This is a genomic window from Rhodococcus sp. 2G (assembly GCF_001886355.1).
GTDB lineage: Bacteria > Actinomycetota > Actinomycetes > Mycobacteriales > Mycobacteriaceae > Rhodococcus > Rhodococcus pyridinivorans.
Window position 1 is genome coordinate 4,272,292 of the sequence record NZ_CP018063.1, and the last position, 18,000, is coordinate 4,290,291.

The following is an 18,000-nucleotide window of genomic DNA, read 5'->3' on the forward strand; positions in this document are numbered from 1 at the left end:
CGGAGGATCGTCGACGTCATCAGAGAGCAGTGCTCACACTTTTCCGAAGCGAGGAATCATGTCGCATCTCCAGGTGGTCGCAGGAGCCGGACCCGTCGGCTGGACCGTCGCCGAACAGATTGCCGCACAAGGACATCGCGTGCGCGTTCTCACCCGATCGGGCAGTGGACCGGAAGGCGCGGGCATCGAACGCCTGCGTGTCGACGTCACGGATCCCGAGGCCGTGGCCGCAGCACTCGTCGACGAAGACGGACTTGTTGCCGACGCGGTGTACATGTGCGTCCACGGGTCGGCCTACCGCGCCGACGTGTGGGCACGCGAACTCCCCGTCGCCGAGCGGGTCGTTCTCGACGCCGCCGCGAACCTGTCGGAGAAGACGGTCGTCGTCTTCCCCGAGAGCCTCTACTCGTACAGCGAACCCGACCGGGTCATGACCGAGGACTCGCCCCGCGAGGCCGACACCGGCAAGCGCGGGGTCCGACGGCAGCTCCTCGCCGCCCGGGCAGCGCATCGCGCACCGACGGTGAGCGTGGTCGCGTCGGACTTCTTCGGTCCGCGGGTACTGAACGCGATGGCCGGCGAACGCATGGTGCCCACCGTGCTCGCCGGGAAGAAGGTGCGGGTGCTCGGCTCGGCCGACGTCCCGCATTCGTTCACCTACGTTCCCGACCTGGCCGCGGCGATGATCGCGGCAGCGGGGGAGCCGACCGTGTGGAACACCGTGATCCACGCACCCACCGGACCGGCCGTGGCACAGCGCGAGATCGCCACCGCCTTCACGCGGACGGCCGGCCTGCCCGCGCCCGCGGTGGGGACGATCCCGTCCTGGCTGGTGCGGGCCGGCGGCCACGTGAACCGGGACATGGAGGAACTCGCCGAGATGCTCTACCAGTTCGATGCCCCGTTCGTCATGGACTCGACCCGCACCGAACAGGTACTCGGCCTGTCGCCCACCCCGCTCGACGAGGCGGCCGCCCGCACCGTCGAATGGTGGCGGAGCCGATAGTGTCGTGCTTGTGCGAGACTCCGGGCAGCAGTCCAGGCAGCGGGCGTGGCGATCGACCGCAACCGCCCTGCGGAACTCGCCGGGTCTCGTACGACTGACCGGAGTGCGGTTCGCGAGCCAGTTCGGTGACGGACTGTTCCAGGCCGCACTCGGCGGGGCGATCCTGTTCAACCCCGAACGTCACACCGACCCGGTGACGATCGCGGCAGGCTTCGCGGTGCTGCTGTTGCCGTACTCGGTGATCGGTCCGTTCGCCGGCGCCCTGCTCGACCGGTGGGACCGGCGCCTCGTCCTCGTCTGGGCCAACCTGCTCCGCGGAGTGTTCATCGCGGCAGCGGCGGCCGTGTTGCTCCTCGGGGGACCGCAGACCCCACTCATGCTGCTCGCGCTCGCCGCCGTCGGTGTGAGCAGATTCGTCCTGGCGGGCGTCTCGGCCTCGCTCCCACACGTGGTCGCCCAGTCGTGGTTCGTCCCGGTCAATTCCGTTCTGGCGACGGTCGGTTCGGGTGTCTCGGCGGTCGGGGCCGCCACGGCGGTCGCGACCATAGGATTCGTGGGCGCGGGCGACACTGGCTCCGGGACGGCCGTCCTCCTCGGAGTGAGCGGTTCGCTCGTCGGTGCGGTCGCCGCAGCGGGATTCGCCGCGAATGCCCTCGGCCCCGAGGGAATACGTCCCCGGACCGTGATCCGCACTGTCCTGTCGGGTCTGCGGACCGGTGCAGGAGCCGTCCTCGAAGCTCCTGGCGTGACGATCGCGATGCTCGGAATCGGCGCGCACCGCATCGTGTTCGGCGTCGACACGCTCATCATGGTGCTCGTCCTGCGTGCCGAGGAGAATGGCTCCGACCTGCTCGCGGGATTCTCCGGATTCGGTGTCGCGGTCGCCTGCACCGCCACCGGCATGCTCCTCGCAGCGGTGCTCGCACCGATCCTGATCCCGCGGCTGGGCCGGCCGCGCACCGTCACAGTCGGGTTGATCGCCGCCGCGATCGTGCAGTTCGCGTTCGTCACCACCGTGTCGGCCGGACCGTTGCTCGTCGCGGCCTTCCTGCTCGGCCTCGCCGGTCAGACCATCAAACTCACCGGCGACGCCGCGATGCAGATCGATATCGACGACGCGCGCCGAGGTCAGGTCTTCGCGCTGCAGGACACCGTCTTCAACATCGCCTTCCTCGGCGCGATCGTCGTGGCGGCCTTCGTCATCGACCCCGACGGGCGCACACCCGAGCTGGCCGTCGCAGGTGGGGTCGTCTACCTGATCGGGCTCGTCGCCGTGCTCGTCGTGCGCCGCACGCGGCAGTAGCGATCACGCGCTCAGCGCGGCCGGATGGATCCCCACCTCCGTGGCCTTGACGACGAACCATACGGAGTCACCCGGATGGACGTCGAGGTCGGCGAGTGCCGCCGTCGTGATCTCCGCCGCGATACCCGTATCCGATCGCACGAGCACCGACGAACCCTGCGCCTCGAGTTCCGCGATCCTCACCCTCAGGGCGTTGCGCGGGCTCCCGTGCGGGGCCTCGGTGTAGACGGCGACCGCCGACGGCGCGAAGACGGCGACGGCGGCCGTACCCGGGACGCAGTCGTCGTGGACGCGGCCGTGGACGAGACCGTCCGCGGATTCCAGCGCCTCAGCTCGCACGATGCCGGTGACGAGATTGCTCCCCGCGATGCGGGCGGCGAAGGCACTGCGCGGCCGGGTCAGCACCCGGCGCACCGGCCCGTCCTCGACGATCCGCCCGGCCTCGATCACGATCACCCGATCGGCGAGGGCGAGCACGTCGAGCGGGTCGTGGGTGACGAGCAGGCCCGTGCGTCCACTGTCGCGCAGGACGCGTCGCAGCAACGACCGCAACACCGGTGTCGCGGTGACGTCGAGCGCGGCCATCGGCTCGTCGAGCAACAGCAGGTGCGGTTCGGCCGCGAGGGCACGTGCGAGTGCGACCCGTTGCGCCTGCCCACCCGATAACTCGTGCGGACGACGATCGGCGAGTGCTGCGGCATCGACCTCCTGCAGCCACCTCTCGGCGCGCACACGGGCCTCACGCCGACCCGCACCCGCACTGCGCGGTGCGAACTCGACGTTGTCCGCGACCGTCAGGTGCGGGAAGAGCAGCGCCTGCTGGGCGAGCAGCACCACCGACCGGTCGTGCGGAGCGACGGCGACGCCGGTCGCGGTATCGGTGAGGACGCGACCGTCGAGTTCCACGCGACCCGCATCGGGACGCAGCAGACCGGAGACCACTCCCAGCAGCGTCGACTTGCCGGCTCCGTTGGGGCCGAGCACCGCGACGATCTCACCCTGCGCGACCTCGAGGTCGACGTCGACGTCGCGTGCGGCGACCCGGGCCCGCACCGTCAGGCTCACAGCGGGCGGTCCTTCCGCCGCGAGTACACGGCCACGACGATCACGACGGCCACCAGGATCAACACGAGCGACAGCGCGACGGCGGCATCGGGATCGGTTTCCCGCTGCAGATAGATCTCGAGCGGCAGCGTGCGCGTCACACCCTGGAGGCTGCCGGCGAAGGTGAGGGTCGCGCCGAATTCGCCCAGTGCGCGGGCGAATGCGAGTACCGAACCGGAGACCAGGCCGGGCAGCACGAGGGGCAGGGTGATGCGCCGGAAGACCGTCGTGGGACGCGCACCGAGTGTCGCCGCGACGTCCTCGTAGCGTGAACCCGCACTGCGCAGCGCACCTTCGAGACTCGTGACGAGAAAGGGCAGTGCGACGAAGGTCTGCGCGAGCACGACCGCGGTGGTGGTGAAGGCGATGTGGATCCCGAGCGCATCGAGGTGCTCACCGATCAGTCCGCGACGACCGAAGGTGTAGAGCAGGGCGATACCGCCCACGACCGGGGGCAGCACGAGCGGCAGCAGGACGAACCCGCGGATCACCGATATCCACCGGAAGCTACTGCGCGCCAGCACCATTGCGAGAGGCACGCCGAGCAGGATGCACAGGATCGTGGCGGCCGCGGAGGTACGCAGGCTCAGGACGAGCGCGTCGAGGGACGCCGGGGATGTCACCAGCGAGGGGAAGGTCGTCCAGTCGACGGTGAGCAGCATCGACACCAGGGGCACGACGACGAACAGCAACCCGAGTGCCGCGGGAACGAACAACCACCGGGGCAGTCCCGTCGCGGTCACGGTGCACCGAATCCTGCGTCGGCCAGGACGGCACGACCGCCCGTGCCGGTGACGAAGCGCACGAAGGCGTCGGCGCGACCGGGATTTCGGGAATTCGACAATGGTGCAACGGGATAGATGTTGACGATCTCCGCGGCTTCCGGGACGGGGACGACGGTGACCTTCTCGCCGGCCCCCCTCGCGTCCGTGACGTAGACCAGACCGGCGTCGGCCTGACCGGAGGTGACCTTGCCGAGCACGTCGGTCACCGACGATTCCTCGGACACCGGCGCGAGCTCGACACCGGCGGTCTCCTCGAGTCGCTCGGTGGCCGCCCCGCACGGCACCTGGGGCGCGCACACGACCACCGAGAGACCGTCGCCGGTGAGATCGTCGAACGAGGTGACGTTCTTCGGGTTCCCCGGTTCGGTGACGATCGTGAGCGTGTTGGTCGCGAACGGGATCGGCTCACCGGCAACGAGTCCGGCCGCGACGGCGGTGTCCATCGTCCGGGTGTCGGCGGAGGCGAAGACGTCGGCGGGTGCCCCCTGCTCGAGTTGGGTCTCGAGATCGGACGAGCCGGCGAACGAGAATTCCACCGTCACTCCGGGGTTCGCCTTCTCGAATCGTTCGGCGATCTCGGTGAACGGCGCCCGGAGCGAGGCCGCCGCATAGACGGTGAGGACATCCGAGCCACCGCCGGTGCCGCACGACGTCAGTGCCGCAGCGGTGAGACCGGCAGCGAACGCGGCGAGCGCCCGGCGCCTCATCCGTCCCCTCCGGGTGTCTCGACGATGACGGTGGTCGCCTTGACGACGGCCACCCCGATGCTGCCCGGCTCGAGACCGAGTTCGTTCACGGCCTCGGTGCTCATGAGCGAGACGATGCGGTGCGGACCGCACTGCATCTCCACCTGCGACATGACGGTGTCGGAGACGACGCGCGTAACCAGCCCGACGAAGCGATTGCGAGCGGAGCTGCCCACCCCGAGCGGATCGGGACCGGCGTCGGCCTGAGCGCGGGCGAACTCCGCCAGCTCGCGACCGTCGACTGTCTTGCGTCCGGCGGAATCCTTGCCGGCGCGCAGCAGCCCCTGGTCGATCCAGCGACGGACCGTGTCGTCGCTGACCCCCAGCAGCGACGCGGCGTCGCGGATCCGGAGGGCGGTCACGCGTGTCTCCGCAGATGCGTCATGAACGCTACGTTATATCCGCATCTGCGGACCGGCAAGCAGATCAGTAGACGTCGCGGACGTACCGCTTGTCGGCGGCCATCTGCTCGACGTACGCCGCGGCGGCGTCGCGGTCGAGCCGTCCGTGTGCCTGCACCACCTCGCGCAGGGCCGCGTCGACGTCCTTCGCCATACGTCCGGCGTCGCCGCACACATAGAAGTGGGCACCGTTCTGCAGCCACTTCCACACCTGCGCACCATGCTCGCGCATCCGGTCCTGCACGTAGATCTTCTGCCGCTGGTCGCGGGAGAAGGACAGTCCCAGCTCGGTGAGGAAACCGTCGGCGTGCATCGACTCGATCTCGTCGCGGTAGAGATAGTCGGTCTCGGATCGCTGGTCGCCGAAGAACAACCAGTTGCGGCCCGTGTGCCCGGCCTCGCGACGGTCGTGGAGGAAACCGCGGAACGGTGCGATGCCCGTACCGGGACCGACCATGATCATGTCGGTCTCGGGTGCCGGTGGCCGGAAGTGCTCGTTGCGCTGCACGAAGATCGGGATGTCCACACCCTTGCTGTGATCCGCGAGGAACGACGAGCACACGCCCGCCCGGGATCGACCCTCGAATTCGTAGCGCACCACCGACACCGTCAGTTGTACCTCGCGCGGGTTCGTCTTCGGGCTCGACGAGATCGAGTACAGGCGCGGACGCAGACGGCCGAGGAGGTCCTTCCATTCGTCCCAGGGCGCCTTGAACGGGTACTCGGCGATGACGTCCATCGCCTGCCTCCCGTACAGCCACTGCTGCAGCTCGATCTTGTTGCCCGGTCGCAGGAGTTTCGCGAGTTCGGCACTGCCGCTCTGCTTCTGCACGAACCGGAGCAGTTCCGGTGTCACCCGGGTGATGTCGAGGTGACGGGTCGCGGCCTCGCGCAGCGGCACGGTAGGACGGTCGCCGAGTTCGACGGCGGTCTCCGGGTCGAGGGCGGTGACCTGCAGCCATTCGTCGACGGCCTCCGGGCCGTTCGTCGGCATCACCCCGAGTGCGTCGCCGGCCTCGTATTCGAATGCTGGATCGAAGATCTCGAATCCGAACTGACGTACGTCCTTCGCCGAACCCGCACCGCTCAGTGCGATGTTGCGGGTGATCCGGGTGACGAGCGGCGAGTTGCGGGTATAGGCAGGGGCTGCGGGAGCAGCCGATGCGACCGGGGTCGTCGAGCCTCCCAGCAGCGGTACGAGGGCGTCGAGCCAGTTCTGCGCGCGCTCGTCCTCTCCGGGTTCGCAGTCGACGCGCTCGGCCAGGCGGGTCGCACCGAGAGTGCTCAGACGGTCATCGACACGGCGCCCGAAGCCGCAGAAATCGTCGTAGCTCGAATCTCCGAAAGCCATTACTGCGTAACGCGTTCCGCTCAGTTCGGGCGCGGTGTCCGCCGCGAGCGACCGCCAGAACGACCCGCCGTTGTCGGGTGGGTCGCCGTCGCCGAAGGTGCTCGTGACGACCACGAGGTCGTCGATGTCGGCCAGCGCGGCGACGTCGAGTTCGTTCAGCCCCCTCAGCCGCACGGCCCGACCGGCATCGCGGAGCCGTTGTGCGCAACTCGCCGCGAAGGATTCGGCGTTGCCCGTCTGCGACGCCCAGGCCACCACGACGACCGGCCCGTCCGGCACCGCCTCGGTGGGCGTCGCGTCGGGAACCGGGGCCGAGTGCGCGTACATCCCGGCGAGCAGTCCGTCGACCCATACCCGCTTGTCGGCCGGGAACGGCGCGGTCGGCGGAAGGGTCGGCGCGGCAGTGATCTCCGCCGTCCTGAGTCCGGCGAGAAGACCTGCGAGATACCCTCGTTCGGCGTCGTCGAAGGTGGGTGCGGGAATCGTCCCGAGTCCCAGCGCAGACTCGAGACGGTCGAGCACCGAACCGCTCTCGAGCACCGGTTCGACCGCACCCGCGACCTTCTCCACCGACACGGCGCAGACCTTGAATTCGGGCTGCAGGGATGCCGGGTCGACGGCGTCGTTCGTCACGGCGTTGATGGCGAGATCGTCGCCGAAGAGGTCGTTCCAGTGGAAGGGGGCGAAGCAGTTCCCGGGCAGCACCCGGTCGGTGACGACGGCCGGCAGCACGGCCCGGCCGCGCCGCGATGCGATCTCGACCCGGTCGCCGTCGACGATCGACAGTCGCTGTGCATCATCGGGATTGATCTCGACGAACGGTCCGGGATTCAGTTTGGTGAGTTTCTCGACCTTCCCGGTCTTGGTGAGGGTGTGCCACTGGTGCGGGACGCGTCCGGTGTTCAGGACGAAGGGGTGGTCGTCGTCCGGCATTTCCGCGGCGGGCATGTGCGGGCGAGGGAAGAAACGAGCGCGGCCGTCGGGGGTCGCGAACGCCAGTTGCGGACGGGAACCGTCCTCGCGCACCACCGGGGTCCGGCTCGTCCCGTCGTTGAGATAGCGGACGGGGTGCCGTGTCGCGGCCGACTCCGGCGGGCACGGCCATTGCACGGGCCCTTCCCGCAGTCGGTCGTAGGTCATGCCGCGCAGGTCGTAGCCGGTCTGCGGATTCGCGAATCCGGTGATCTCCTCGAAGATTTCCTCGGCACTCGAATAGTCGAAGGCGTCGCCGAAACCCATCTCCTGCGCGACTCGCGCGATGATCTCCCAGTCGGGCAGCGACTCACCGACGGGTTCGACGGCCTGCTGTAGAAGATTGACGGTACGGTCGGATCCGACGGTGACATACTCGGATTCGGCCCACAGAGCTGCGGGTAGGAGAACGTCTGCGTACGAAGCGGTTTCGGTCTCGCGATAGACGTCCTGCACGATCACCAGCTCGGCCTTCCCGAGTGCCTCGAGAACGGTGCTCCGATTCGCGATCGACGCCACGGGATTGGTGCAGATGATCCAGCACGCCTTGATCTCTCCGGCGGCCATGCGCTCGAACATGTCGACGGTGCCGGCGCCGCCCTCGGTGCGCAGCGTGCCGCGCGGCAGCGACCAGCGATCTTCGACGAACGCGCGGTCGTCGTCGGAGAGGACACTGCGCTGACCGGGCAGACCCGGTCCCATGTATCCCATCTCGCGGCCGCCCATCGCGTTGGGCTGGCCGGTGAGGGAGAACGGCCCGCTGCCGGTGCGGGAGATCGCCCCGGTCGCGAGGTGCAGATTGCAGATCGCGTTGGTGTTCCACGTGCCGTGGGTGCTCTGGTTCAGACCCATCGTCCAGCAACTCATCCACTCCCCGGCCTCGCCGATCCACTGCGCCGCGGTGCGGATGTCGGCCTCGGCCAGACCGGTGACTTCGGCGACGACGTGCGGTGGGTAGTCGGCGAGGAAGGACTCCATCGCGTCCCAGCCGTCGGTGTGCTTCTCGACGAAGTCGCGGTCGACGTGTCCGTTCTCGACGATCAGGTGCAGCAGACCGTTGAGAAGCGCCAGGTCGGTGCCCGGCGCGATCTGCAGAAACAGGTCGGCCTTGTCGGCGGTCGCGCTGCGCCGCGGATCGACGACGATCAGTCGCGCTCCCGCCTTGACCCGATCCATCATGCGCAGGAACAGAATGGGATGGCAGTCGGCCATATTGGAACCCGACACGAAGAAGACGTCGGCGCGGTCGAAGTCCTCGTACGAGCCGGGCGGGCCGTCGGATCCGAGCGACTGCTTGTACCCGGTCGCGGCGCCGGCCATGCACAGTCTCGAGTTCGATTCCATGTGCGAGGTGCGCAGGTATCCCTTCGCGAGCTTCGTCGCGAGATACTGGGCCTCGAGCGACATCTGTCCCGAGACGTAGAGAGCCACCGCGTCGGAGCCGTGGGCCGAGACGATATCGTTCAGGCGCCGCGCGGTCTCGGCGATCGCATCGTCGAAGGGGAGCGGGGCGACCTCGGCCGCCCGCTCGGAACGCATCCACGCCGTATCGAGCCGGCCCCCGGCCGCGAGCATCTCCGCGCTGGTCGCGCCCTTCGTGCACAACCGACCCCTGTTGGTCGGGTGATCCTTGTCTCCGTATGCCCTCACCACGCGTCGGTCACCCGTCTCCGGGTCGACGGCGACGTCGAGGAGCATCCCGCATCCCACACCGCAGTAGGAGCAGGTGGATTTCACCGTGGTGATCTCGTCCTGCATCCCGCAACTCCTCGACACCGTCTCGACTACGCCGGTGTCCATGCTGGAGAAGCGGTGTTGCGGTGGCGTCACCCGCGGTGAGCACGCGGTGACATCTGGCTCACGCCGCCGTCACGACGATGTGAGATCAGACGTTCGGAGTCAGGCCTCCTGCTGCTGTGCCCACCACTCGAGCAGCGCGGCCTCGGCCTCGTCGCGCTCGAGCGGGCCGCGGTCGAGCCGCAGTTCCTTGAGGAAGTTCCACGCCTTGCCGACCGTCGGACCTGCGGAGATACCCAGCAGTTCCATGATCGCGTTGCCGTCGAGGTCGGGCCGGACCTTGGCGAGATCCTCCTCGGCGGCGATGCGCTCGATCCGTTCCTCGAGACCGTCGTAGGTGGCCTGCAGCGCGGCGGCCCGACGCTTGTTGCGGGTCGTGCAATCGGCGCGCACCAGCTTGTGGAGCTTCGGCAGCAGCGGCCCGGCGTCGTGCACGTAACGGCGCACGGCCGAATCCGTCCACTGTCCCCTGCCGTAGCCGTGGAAGCGCAGGTGCAGGAAGACCAGACGGCTGACGTCCTCGATCATCTGCTTCGAGTACTTGAGGGCGCGCATGCGCTTGCGCACGAGCTTCGCTCCGACCACCTCGTGGTGGTGGAAGCTGACGCCGCCCTGCGGCTCGTTGCGTTTGGTGTCGGGCTTGCCGATGTCGTGCAGCAGCGCGGCCCACCGCAGGACGAGATCGGGATCGCCGTCCTCGAGGTCGATGGCCTGCTTCAGGACGGTCAGCGAGTGCCAGTACACGTCCTTGTGCTGGTGGTGCTCGTCGATCTCGAGCTTCATCGCGGGGATCTCGGGGATCACCCGCTGCGCCAGACCGGTCTCGACCATCGTGTCGATGCCCTCGATCGGATAGTCGCCGAGGATCAGCTTGTCGAGCTCGGCCTGCACCCGCTCGGCGCTGATCCGCAGGATCTCGTCGGCCATCGAGACGATCGCGGTGTGCACGCGCTCGGTGAGGGCGAAGCCGAGCTGGGAGACGAACCGCGCCGCGCGCAGCATGCGCAGCGGATCGTCGTGGAAGGAGTCCTCGGGCTTCGCCGGGGTGTCGAGCACGCCGGCGAGCAGGGAGTCCATGCCGCCGAGCGGGTCGACGAACTCACCCGCACCGTCCGGTCCGATCCGCACGGCCATCGCGTTGACGGTGAAGTCGCGGCGCACGAGATCGTCCTCGAGACTCGTGCCGTACTTCACGATGGGGTGACGCGTGACACGGTCGTAAGCGTCGCTGCGGAAGGTGGTGATCTCGAGTTGCTCGAGTCCCTTCACCGCACTGATGGTCCCGAAGTCGATACCCGTGTCCCACTGGTGGTCGACGAATCCGCGCAGCAGCTCCTGCACGACCTCCGGACGCGCATCGGTGGTGAAGTCGAGGTCGGTGCCGAGGCGACCGAGCACCGCGTCGCGCACGCTGCCCCCGACGAGATACAGCTCGTGTCCGGCTTCGGCGAATCGCGCCCCCAGCGGGGCGAGGATGTCGGACAGATCGCGCAGAGTGGCCTCGGCTCCGGCGAGCAGCCGGGTACGACGGTCGGTGTCTGCGGTGGGGGAGTTCACGTCTTTGCACCTTACCGAGCAGCGCGTTCGTGTGGTTGAGCCGGGACCGACGTCGGTCCATCTACTATCTATGAGGTGTCGCCCGCCGAACGTGCCAACCGCAACCGCCGCAGCTCGCGGCGGCGTGGCGCGGGCGCAAAGAAGACCGCACACGGTGCTTCGCCCGGATCGTCCGCTTCGCCCGGACCTCGCATGCGGACCGTCCGCGAGACTTCCGCGGGAGGTCTGGTGGTCGACGGACTCGGTGGTCCGCCCGAGAAACTCTGCGCAGCCCTGATCGGCCGCACCGACCGGCGGGGACGCCTGCTGTGGTCGTTGCCGAAGGGCCACATCGAGCAGGGTGAGACCGCCGAGGAAACCGCGATGCGCGAGGTCCGCGAGGAGACCGGCGTGCGCAGTTCGGTGCTCGCCGAGCTGGGCAGCATCGACTACTGGTTCGTCACCGAGGGCCGCCGGGTCCACAAGACCGTGCACCACTATCTGCTGCGTTATCTCGGCGGAGAACTCTCCGACGCGGACGTCGAGGTCACCGAGGTGGCGTGGGTGCCGCTGCGCGAACTGCGGACCCGCCTGGCGTACGCCGACGAACGCAAGCTCGCCGACATCGCCGATCAGCTCATCGCCGAGATGGACCACACACGACTCCCCGATGCCGACGAACCGGGGGCCCCACGCGGATGACGGTGGTGGTGTCCCGGGCGGGCGCCGCGGTGCTCGCCGTGCTCGTACTCGTCCTCACAACGGCAGGCGTGACGCCTCTTCTGCCGACGACTCTTCTCCCGACGGCCACGGCGAACCCGGCCGCAGCCCAGACCGACCCCGACGAGCCGCGCTTCCTCGAGTTGAGCATCGACGAGGTGACGCCGCAGACGGTGACTATCACGAGCGAGTCCGTCGTCACGGTCCGCGGCACGGTGGCGAACATCGGCGACCGGGACGTCGAGGACGTCTGGGTGCGGCTGCAGCGCGCACCGGTGGTCTCCGACTCCGCAGCGCTGCGCACCTCGCTGTCCCTCGACCAGGCCGGATTCGACACGGTCGGTGAGTTCGAGGAGGTCGCCGACCGGCTGGGACAGGGCGAACGTGCCGACTTCGAACTCGAACTGCCGCTGCGCTCCGATCTCGTGCCGTCGCTCGACATCGACACTCCCGGCGTCTACCCGCTGCTGGTGAACGTCAACGGGGTCCCCGAATACGGCGGGGCGGCCCGGCTCGACGACGCACGCTTCCTGCTGCCCGTGCTCGCGGTTCCCGCGAGCGACGAGGTCACCGAGGAGACCGAAACCGGGAACGGCGGGTCGCGGGGCACGACCCGCTCGTCCGACGACGGCCGGCTCGACCGCGAGGAGAAGGCGTTCCCCGCCGTACCGCCCGACGTGTCCCGCCCCGCCGCGGTCACGATGCTGTGGCCACTGGCCGATCGGCCGAGGCTCGCCGCCGGCGTGGCCGGTTCCGGCACCGAGCCGGTACGCCTGGTCGACGACGACCTCGCGGCCTCGCTCACCGAGGGCGGGAGGCTCGACGGTCTGCTGCGCGCCGTCGAGGACACCGCCCGCACCGAACCCCGCGTCCTCGAGGGACTGTGCCTGGCCGTGGACCCGGACCTGCTCGTGACCGTCGCGAACATGACGCGCGATTATCTCGTCGTCGAGGATCCGAACGAACCGACCGGCGATGCGCGTCCGGGCTCGGGCACGGATGCCGCGGTCGCCTGGCTCGAGCGGTTGCGTGCCCTCGCGGCGACGACCTGCACGTTGGCCGTGCCGTTCGCGCAGGTCGACCTGACCGCGCTCGGTGACCTCGCCGACTCGTCCCTGACCGACTCCGCGCTCGAATCACCGGCGACGATCGTCGACTCCATCCTCGGCGTCACCTCCACCCCGGGCGTGATGTGGCCCGACTCCGGCGTACTCACCGAGAAGACCGGATCGATGCTCGCCGCCGACGGCCCGGTGACCGCTCTGGTGTCCGACAACGCCGTCGAGGGCGGACGCGCCCTGCTCGCGGGCACGTCGTCGACGCCGTCCACCGCGCCGGGCGGCAACGGCTTCCGGATCTCCGGTGTCTCCGGCCTCACCGCCGCCCTGTTCGACTCGTCCGCGTCCGCGGCACTGGCCGGGATGGGCACCGACCCTCAGACGCCGTCCTTCGTCCCCTCCTCGGCGCGCTACGACCTCTCCCGCGATTCCTCGACGGCCCGCCTGCAGGACGCCCTCGGCGCGCTGGCCTGGCCGGCCATGGTGCCGACGGTCAGCGAGGTCACCGGGGCGGCACTGCCGGCCGCGGGCCGATCGGTGCTGTTCGCGCCGCCGCAGAACTGGTCGGCATCGCCCGACGACGCCGCCTCCGTGCTGTCGATGCTCTCCACGCTCGTCCGCTCGGGCCTGACCACGCCGCGACCGCTCGCCGCGCTCGTCGACGCGGCCGCGAACACCGCGAACGACCCGACGGCCTCGATGCTCGTCTATCCCGAGCAGGCGATCACCGACGGCGCCTCCGCGGCGGTCGTGTCCGAGGCCGAGGAACAGATCGGCCGCCTCGACGCGATCCAGACGGCGCTGGTCGAGGACCCGCAGGCCCAGCTCACCCCGCAGCAGTTCACCGCCCCGCTGCGCGAGGACCTGCTGCGCGCGATGAGCCTGGCCGGTCGTCGCGGTGCCGACGCCGACGGTGCCTACGCGACCGGCGAGCACCGCGCCTCCGAGGTGCGGGAGGCCGTCGACGACATCTACGACGCAGTGACGGTCATCTCGACCGGCGGTGTCTACACCCTGACGTCCGAACAGAGTCCGCTGCTGCTCACCGCGCGCAACGACCTGCCCGTGGGCATCACCGTGCGACTGCAGGTGGACGCGCCCGACACGGTGGACATCACCGACATCGGGCCGACCCAGCTCCCGCCGCGCGGCAGCCGCACCCTCACGGTGCCGGCTCAGATCAGCGACTCGCGGAACCTCCGGTTGGAGTTCGCACTCACCACCGACTCCGGCCTGCCTCTCGGCAGCTCGACGACGGTGACGGTACGTTCCAATGCGTACGGCCAGATCCTCGCCGTCGTCACGGGATGTGCGGGAGCCCTCCTGCTGTTCCTGGCGGGCAGGCGACTTCTGCACCGGTTCCGGGGAGAGCCGGATCCAGCCGACGAAGGGTATGAGAAATGACCGGGAACTCCACACGGGACGACGTGGAGACACACCCGAACCCGGGACCGTCGGACTCTCCCACCACCTCACCGGACGTCACGGGTGCCGGTGTGGGTCGCCGCAGGCCGCAGAGCCTGCTCGCGGCGACCGGCTCCATCGCCGTGGCGACTCTGGTCAGCCGCATCACCGGCTTCCTCAAGCAGCTGCTCATCCTGACCCTGCTCGGTGCTAGCGTCGCGTCGTCCTTCACCGTGGCGCACCAGATCCCCAACATGATCTCCGAGCTGGTGCTCGGCGCCGTCCTGACCTCGATCGTCGTGCCGGTGCTGGTGCGGGCCGAGCGGGAGGACCCCGACGGCGGTGAGGCCTTCGTCCGGCGACTGTTCACCGCGGCGCTGGTGCTGCTCGGCACGGCGACCGTTCTCGCGGTGGCCGCGGCCCCGGTCCTGACCACCCACGTCTTCCTCGACGAGTCCGGCAAGGTCTCGACGTCGCTGACCACAGCGCTGTCGTACCTGCTCCTGCCCGCGATCATGTTCTACGGGTTGTCGGGCCTGTTCACGGGCATCCTCAACACCCGGCAGGTGTTCAAGCCGGGCGCCTGGGCCCCGGTGTGCAACAACCTCGTGGTGCTCACCGTGCTGGTGATCTACTACCTGATGCCGGGCGAGATCACCCTCGATCCGGTGCGGATGAGCGATCCGAAACTGCTCGTCCTCGGCATCGGCGTGCTGCTCGGCGTCATCACGCAGGCGATGTGCCTGGTACCCGCGCTGCGCCGCGAAGGCATCAATCTCAGGCCGTTGTGGGGTCTCGACGACCGGCTCCGGCAGTTCGGTGGCATGGCCGCCGCGATCGTGCTGTACGTGCTGATCAGCCAGGCCGGGATGGTCTTCGCCACGCGTGTGTCGTCAGGCGCCGACGAGGCAGGTCCCGCGATCTACAACAACGCGTGGCTGCTGCTGCAGCTGCCCTACGGCGTCCTCGGTGTCACCGTGCTCACCGCGATCATGCCGCGCCTGAGTCGCAACGCCGCCGCGGACGACACCCCGGCCGTCGTCGACGACCTGTCCGTCGCGACCCGCCTCACCATGATCTCGCTCATCCCGATCGTCACCTTCCTGACGATCGCGGGTTCGCAGGTCGGCGCCGCGCTGTACGGCTACGGCAACTTCGGCGGCAGCAACGCCGAACGCCTCGGCCAGGCGGTGAGCTGGTCGGCGTTCACGCTCATCCCGTACGCGCTGGTGCTCATCCACCTGCGCGTGTTCTATGCCAGGGAACAGGCCTGGACCCCCACCTGGATCATCCTCGGCATCACCGCCGTCAAGATCGGCCTGTCCGCGCTGGCGCCCGTCGTCGCGGCGAACGACGAGCAGGTGGTGCTGCTCCTCGGCGCGGCCACGGGCGTCGCGTTCACCGTCGGAGCGTTCATCGGCGGCTATCTGCTGCACCGCACACTCGGCGACCTGCAGATGGCGAACGTCGGACGCACCGTCTGGCACGTCGTGCTCGCGTCGCTCGCCGCGGCGATTGTCGTGCTCGTCACCGATCGTCTCCTGCAACTCGACGTCCTTGCCGACCGCTTCGGGGGCATCGGCTCGCTCGTGCGGGTCGGGCTCAACGGTGTGCTCATGGTGCTCGTCGCGCTGGTCGGGATGTACCTGCTCAAGGTGTCCGAGATCCTCGCGATCGAAGCGGCCGTGCGACGGAAGGTCGCGGCACTGCGCGGCACCGCCCCGGTCGAGGAGGCCCCCTCCGGACCCGAGACCGGAACCACCTCCGACGAGGCACCGGCTCCCGCCCCCGTCCCGCGTCCGCGCTACGCCGAATCGGATGCCGAGAAGACCGTCATCCTGCCGCGTATCGACTACGGCGAGTACGGCGTCGGACCTTATGACGCCATCACAGAGGTCATGCCCGCCATCAGGGACGTGCCCGGTCGCAGCAATGCGCACGGACAACTCCCGTACCCTGATCAGCAGCAGGTACGGTCCGGGAGCCGTCGACCACGGTTCTTCGCGGCCCCCAGCGGCGACCCGCGTCTGCACACCGGAAGTGGACGAGTCGACAACGAAGGAGTGAGGGTGAGCGACGACCACGCTGCCGGCAAGTCCACCATCGATGCCGCCGCACGGCAGAAGTCTGCCGACAAGGACGGCAAGCGCCCGCCGCGCGATCCGAACCTCGACACGGGTGTCATCCCCGTCGGATCCCCGCAGCTCCCGCCGGTGCGTGTCGCGGGCCCGGCCTCCCAGCCGCGCCGTCCGATGCGCGGCCCCGATCTCATCGCCGGTGCCTCGGTCGCCGGTGGTCGCTACCGTCTGCTCGCTCCGCACGGAGGCGCGCGCGGTCTGCGTTTCTGGCAGGCACTCGACGTCAAGCTCGATCGCGAGGTCGCGCTGACCTTCGTCGACGCGGAACAGCGCGCGGCCGACGGCACCGGCCCCGACTCGCCGCAGGCCGTGCTCTCGCGCACCCTGCGCCTCGGTCGTATCAATTCGCCCGGACTCGCCCGCGTCCTCGACGTGGTGCGCGGCAGCTCGGGCGGCATCGTCATCTCGGAGTGGACTCCCGGCCGGTCGCTGAAGGAGATGTCCACCACCGAGCCGTCGCCGATCGGTGCAGCACGCGCGATCCGCGCGCTTGCGGCCGCCGCCGAGGCGTCGCACCGTGCGGGCAGTGCCCTGTCGATCGACCACCCGGATCGCATCCGCATCAGCGTGGCGGGTGACGCCGTGCTGGCCTTCCCCGCGACCTTCTCCGATTCCGACGCGATGTCCGACGTGCGCGGTCTCGGCGCGAGCCTGTACGGACTCATCACCGGACGGTGGCCGCTCGGTGAGCCGTCGGCTCCGGGCGGCGTTCCCGTCCCGCACCACAGCGGTGCCACCGTCGGCGGAATGCCGGAGCCCGACCGCAAGGACGGTGTGCCGGTGGAGCCGCGCGTCCTGCGTCCCGATGTGCCGTTCGAGATCTCGGCGGTCGCGGTGCGTGCCCTGTCCGAGGACGGCGGTATCCGGACCGCCGCGACCGTGCAGCACATCCTCGACCAGGCGTCGGTCGTCGATCAGAAGACCGAGATGATCCCGGCACTGCGGATCGGGCAGCGCGCTGCCGCCGCGGAGACGCATGCACTCGCGGATCCCGAAGCGTTGGAACAGAAGAAGAAACATTCGCAGCGGATGCTCATCGCCCTGGCCGCGCTCGGTGCCACGACGGTGCTGTTGCTCGCGCTCATCGGATGGTGGATCGCGAACCTGCTCGCCGGCGATGCCGACGATGCTCCGCTGACGAGTCAGGAGTTCGGTCTGACTCCCACTGCCGAGGCACCCGCCGAGGAGGGGGCGGGCGACGAGCAGGTCGAGGCCGCGCCGCCGCGACCGGCGGCGAGCGCTCCGGTCTCCGCGACCTCCGTGTCGGTGTTCTCGCCTCAGGGCACACCCGATTCGCCCGCCACCGCGTCGCAGGCGATCGACGGTGATCCGTCCACCGCGTGGAGCACCGATGCCTACTTCGATCCGTTCCCGTCGCTGAAGAACGGTGTCGGACTTCTGTTCACGCTCGCCGACGCGTCGGAACTGTCCGCGGTGAAGGTCACCACCGACACGCCGGGCACGGTCGTCGAGGTGCGCAGCGCACCGTCCGAGTCGACGTCGCTCGATCAGACGCAGGTGATCGGTTCGGGCACACTGGCTTCCGGTGAGACCACGATCCCGGTCGAGGCGGACGGCCAGACTTCGCACGTGCTGGTGTGGATCACCGATCTGAGCTCGAGCGGCGGAAGCAACAAGAGTTCCCTCTCCGAAGTGGAATTCGAAGCCGCACGCTGACC

The 18,000-nt window shown here is 69.2% G+C and carries 11 protein-coding genes; 5 read left to right on the forward strand and 6 right to left on the reverse strand.

What is annotated here, in order from left to right:
• Window positions 1-58: 58 nt before the first annotated feature.
• Both BO226_RS20340 and BO226_RS20345 read left to right on the forward strand, forming a co-directional pair.
• The gene (locus BO226_RS20340; protein ID WP_064256053.1) at window positions 59-1,006 is read left to right on the forward strand and encodes an NAD-dependent epimerase/dehydratase family protein; all 948 of its coding nucleotides are present in this window, start codon (window positions 59-61) and stop codon (window positions 1,004-1,006) included.
• A 10-nt stretch (window positions 1,007-1,016) separates the two neighbouring features.
• Entirely contained in the window at window positions 1,017-2,309 is a 1,293-nt protein-coding gene (locus BO226_RS20345) for an MFS transporter (protein WP_064256052.1), read from the forward strand.
• Window positions 2,310-2,312: 3 nt separating this feature from the next.
• On the opposite strand, the gene BO226_RS20350 is transcribed toward BO226_RS20345, so the two are convergent.
• The 6 genes from BO226_RS20350 to BO226_RS20375 form a co-directional block, all read right to left on the reverse strand.
• Window positions 2,313-3,374, reverse strand: coding sequence for a sulfate/molybdate ABC transporter ATP-binding protein (locus BO226_RS20350; RefSeq protein ID WP_006550885.1), 1,062 nt, complete (start codon window positions 3,372-3,374; stop codon window positions 2,313-2,315).
• Complete coding sequence (locus BO226_RS20355; protein ID WP_033098065.1) at window positions 3,371-4,156, reverse strand: ABC transporter permease; 786 nt, start codon at window positions 4,154-4,156, stop codon at window positions 3,371-3,373. Before BO226_RS20355 ends, BO226_RS20350 begins: the two co-directional genes overlap by 4 nt.
• Complete coding sequence (modA, locus tag BO226_RS20360) at window positions 4,153-4,905, reverse strand: molybdate ABC transporter substrate-binding protein (protein WP_064256051.1); 753 nt, start codon at window positions 4,903-4,905, stop codon at window positions 4,153-4,155. Before modA ends, BO226_RS20355 begins: the two co-directional genes overlap by 4 nt.
• Window positions 4,902-5,306 (reverse strand): TOBE domain-containing protein, encoded by a 405-nt coding sequence (locus BO226_RS20365; RefSeq protein ID WP_064256050.1) that lies wholly within the window; start codon window positions 5,304-5,306, stop codon window positions 4,902-4,904. Before BO226_RS20365 ends, modA begins: the two co-directional genes overlap by 4 nt.
• Window positions 5,307-5,370: 64 nt before the next feature.
• The gene (locus BO226_RS20370) at window positions 5,371-9,426 is read right to left on the reverse strand and encodes a bifunctional nitrate reductase/sulfite reductase flavoprotein subunit alpha (protein ID WP_064256049.1); all 4,056 of its coding nucleotides are present in this window, start codon (window positions 9,424-9,426) and stop codon (window positions 5,371-5,373) included.
• 141 nt (window positions 9,427-9,567) lie between these two features.
• Window positions 9,568-11,022, reverse strand: coding sequence for a CCA tRNA nucleotidyltransferase (locus BO226_RS20375; RefSeq protein WP_006550891.1), 1,455 nt, complete (start codon window positions 11,020-11,022; stop codon window positions 9,568-9,570).
• Window positions 11,023-11,097: 75 nt separating this feature from the next.
• On the opposite strand from BO226_RS20375, the gene BO226_RS20380 reads away from it, so the two are divergent.
• From BO226_RS20380 to murJ, 3 genes are read left to right on the forward strand one after another with little or no spacing between them, the layout of a single operon-like run.
• Entirely contained in the window at window positions 11,098-11,703 is a 606-nt protein-coding gene (locus BO226_RS20380) for an NUDIX hydrolase (RefSeq protein WP_033098068.1), read from the forward strand.
• A complete protein-coding gene (locus BO226_RS20385) occupies window positions 11,700-14,183 on the forward strand; it encodes a DUF6049 family protein (protein ID WP_071935972.1) in 2,484 nt (827 codons plus the stop codon). The genes BO226_RS20380 and BO226_RS20385 overlap by 4 nt, the downstream gene beginning before the upstream one ends.
• Complete coding sequence (gene murJ, locus BO226_RS20390) at window positions 14,180-17,998, forward strand: murein biosynthesis integral membrane protein MurJ (RefSeq protein ID WP_064256048.1); 3,819 nt, start codon at window positions 14,180-14,182, stop codon at window positions 17,996-17,998. The genes BO226_RS20385 and murJ overlap by 4 nt, the downstream gene beginning before the upstream one ends.
• Window positions 17,999-18,000: the final 2 nt, after the last annotated feature.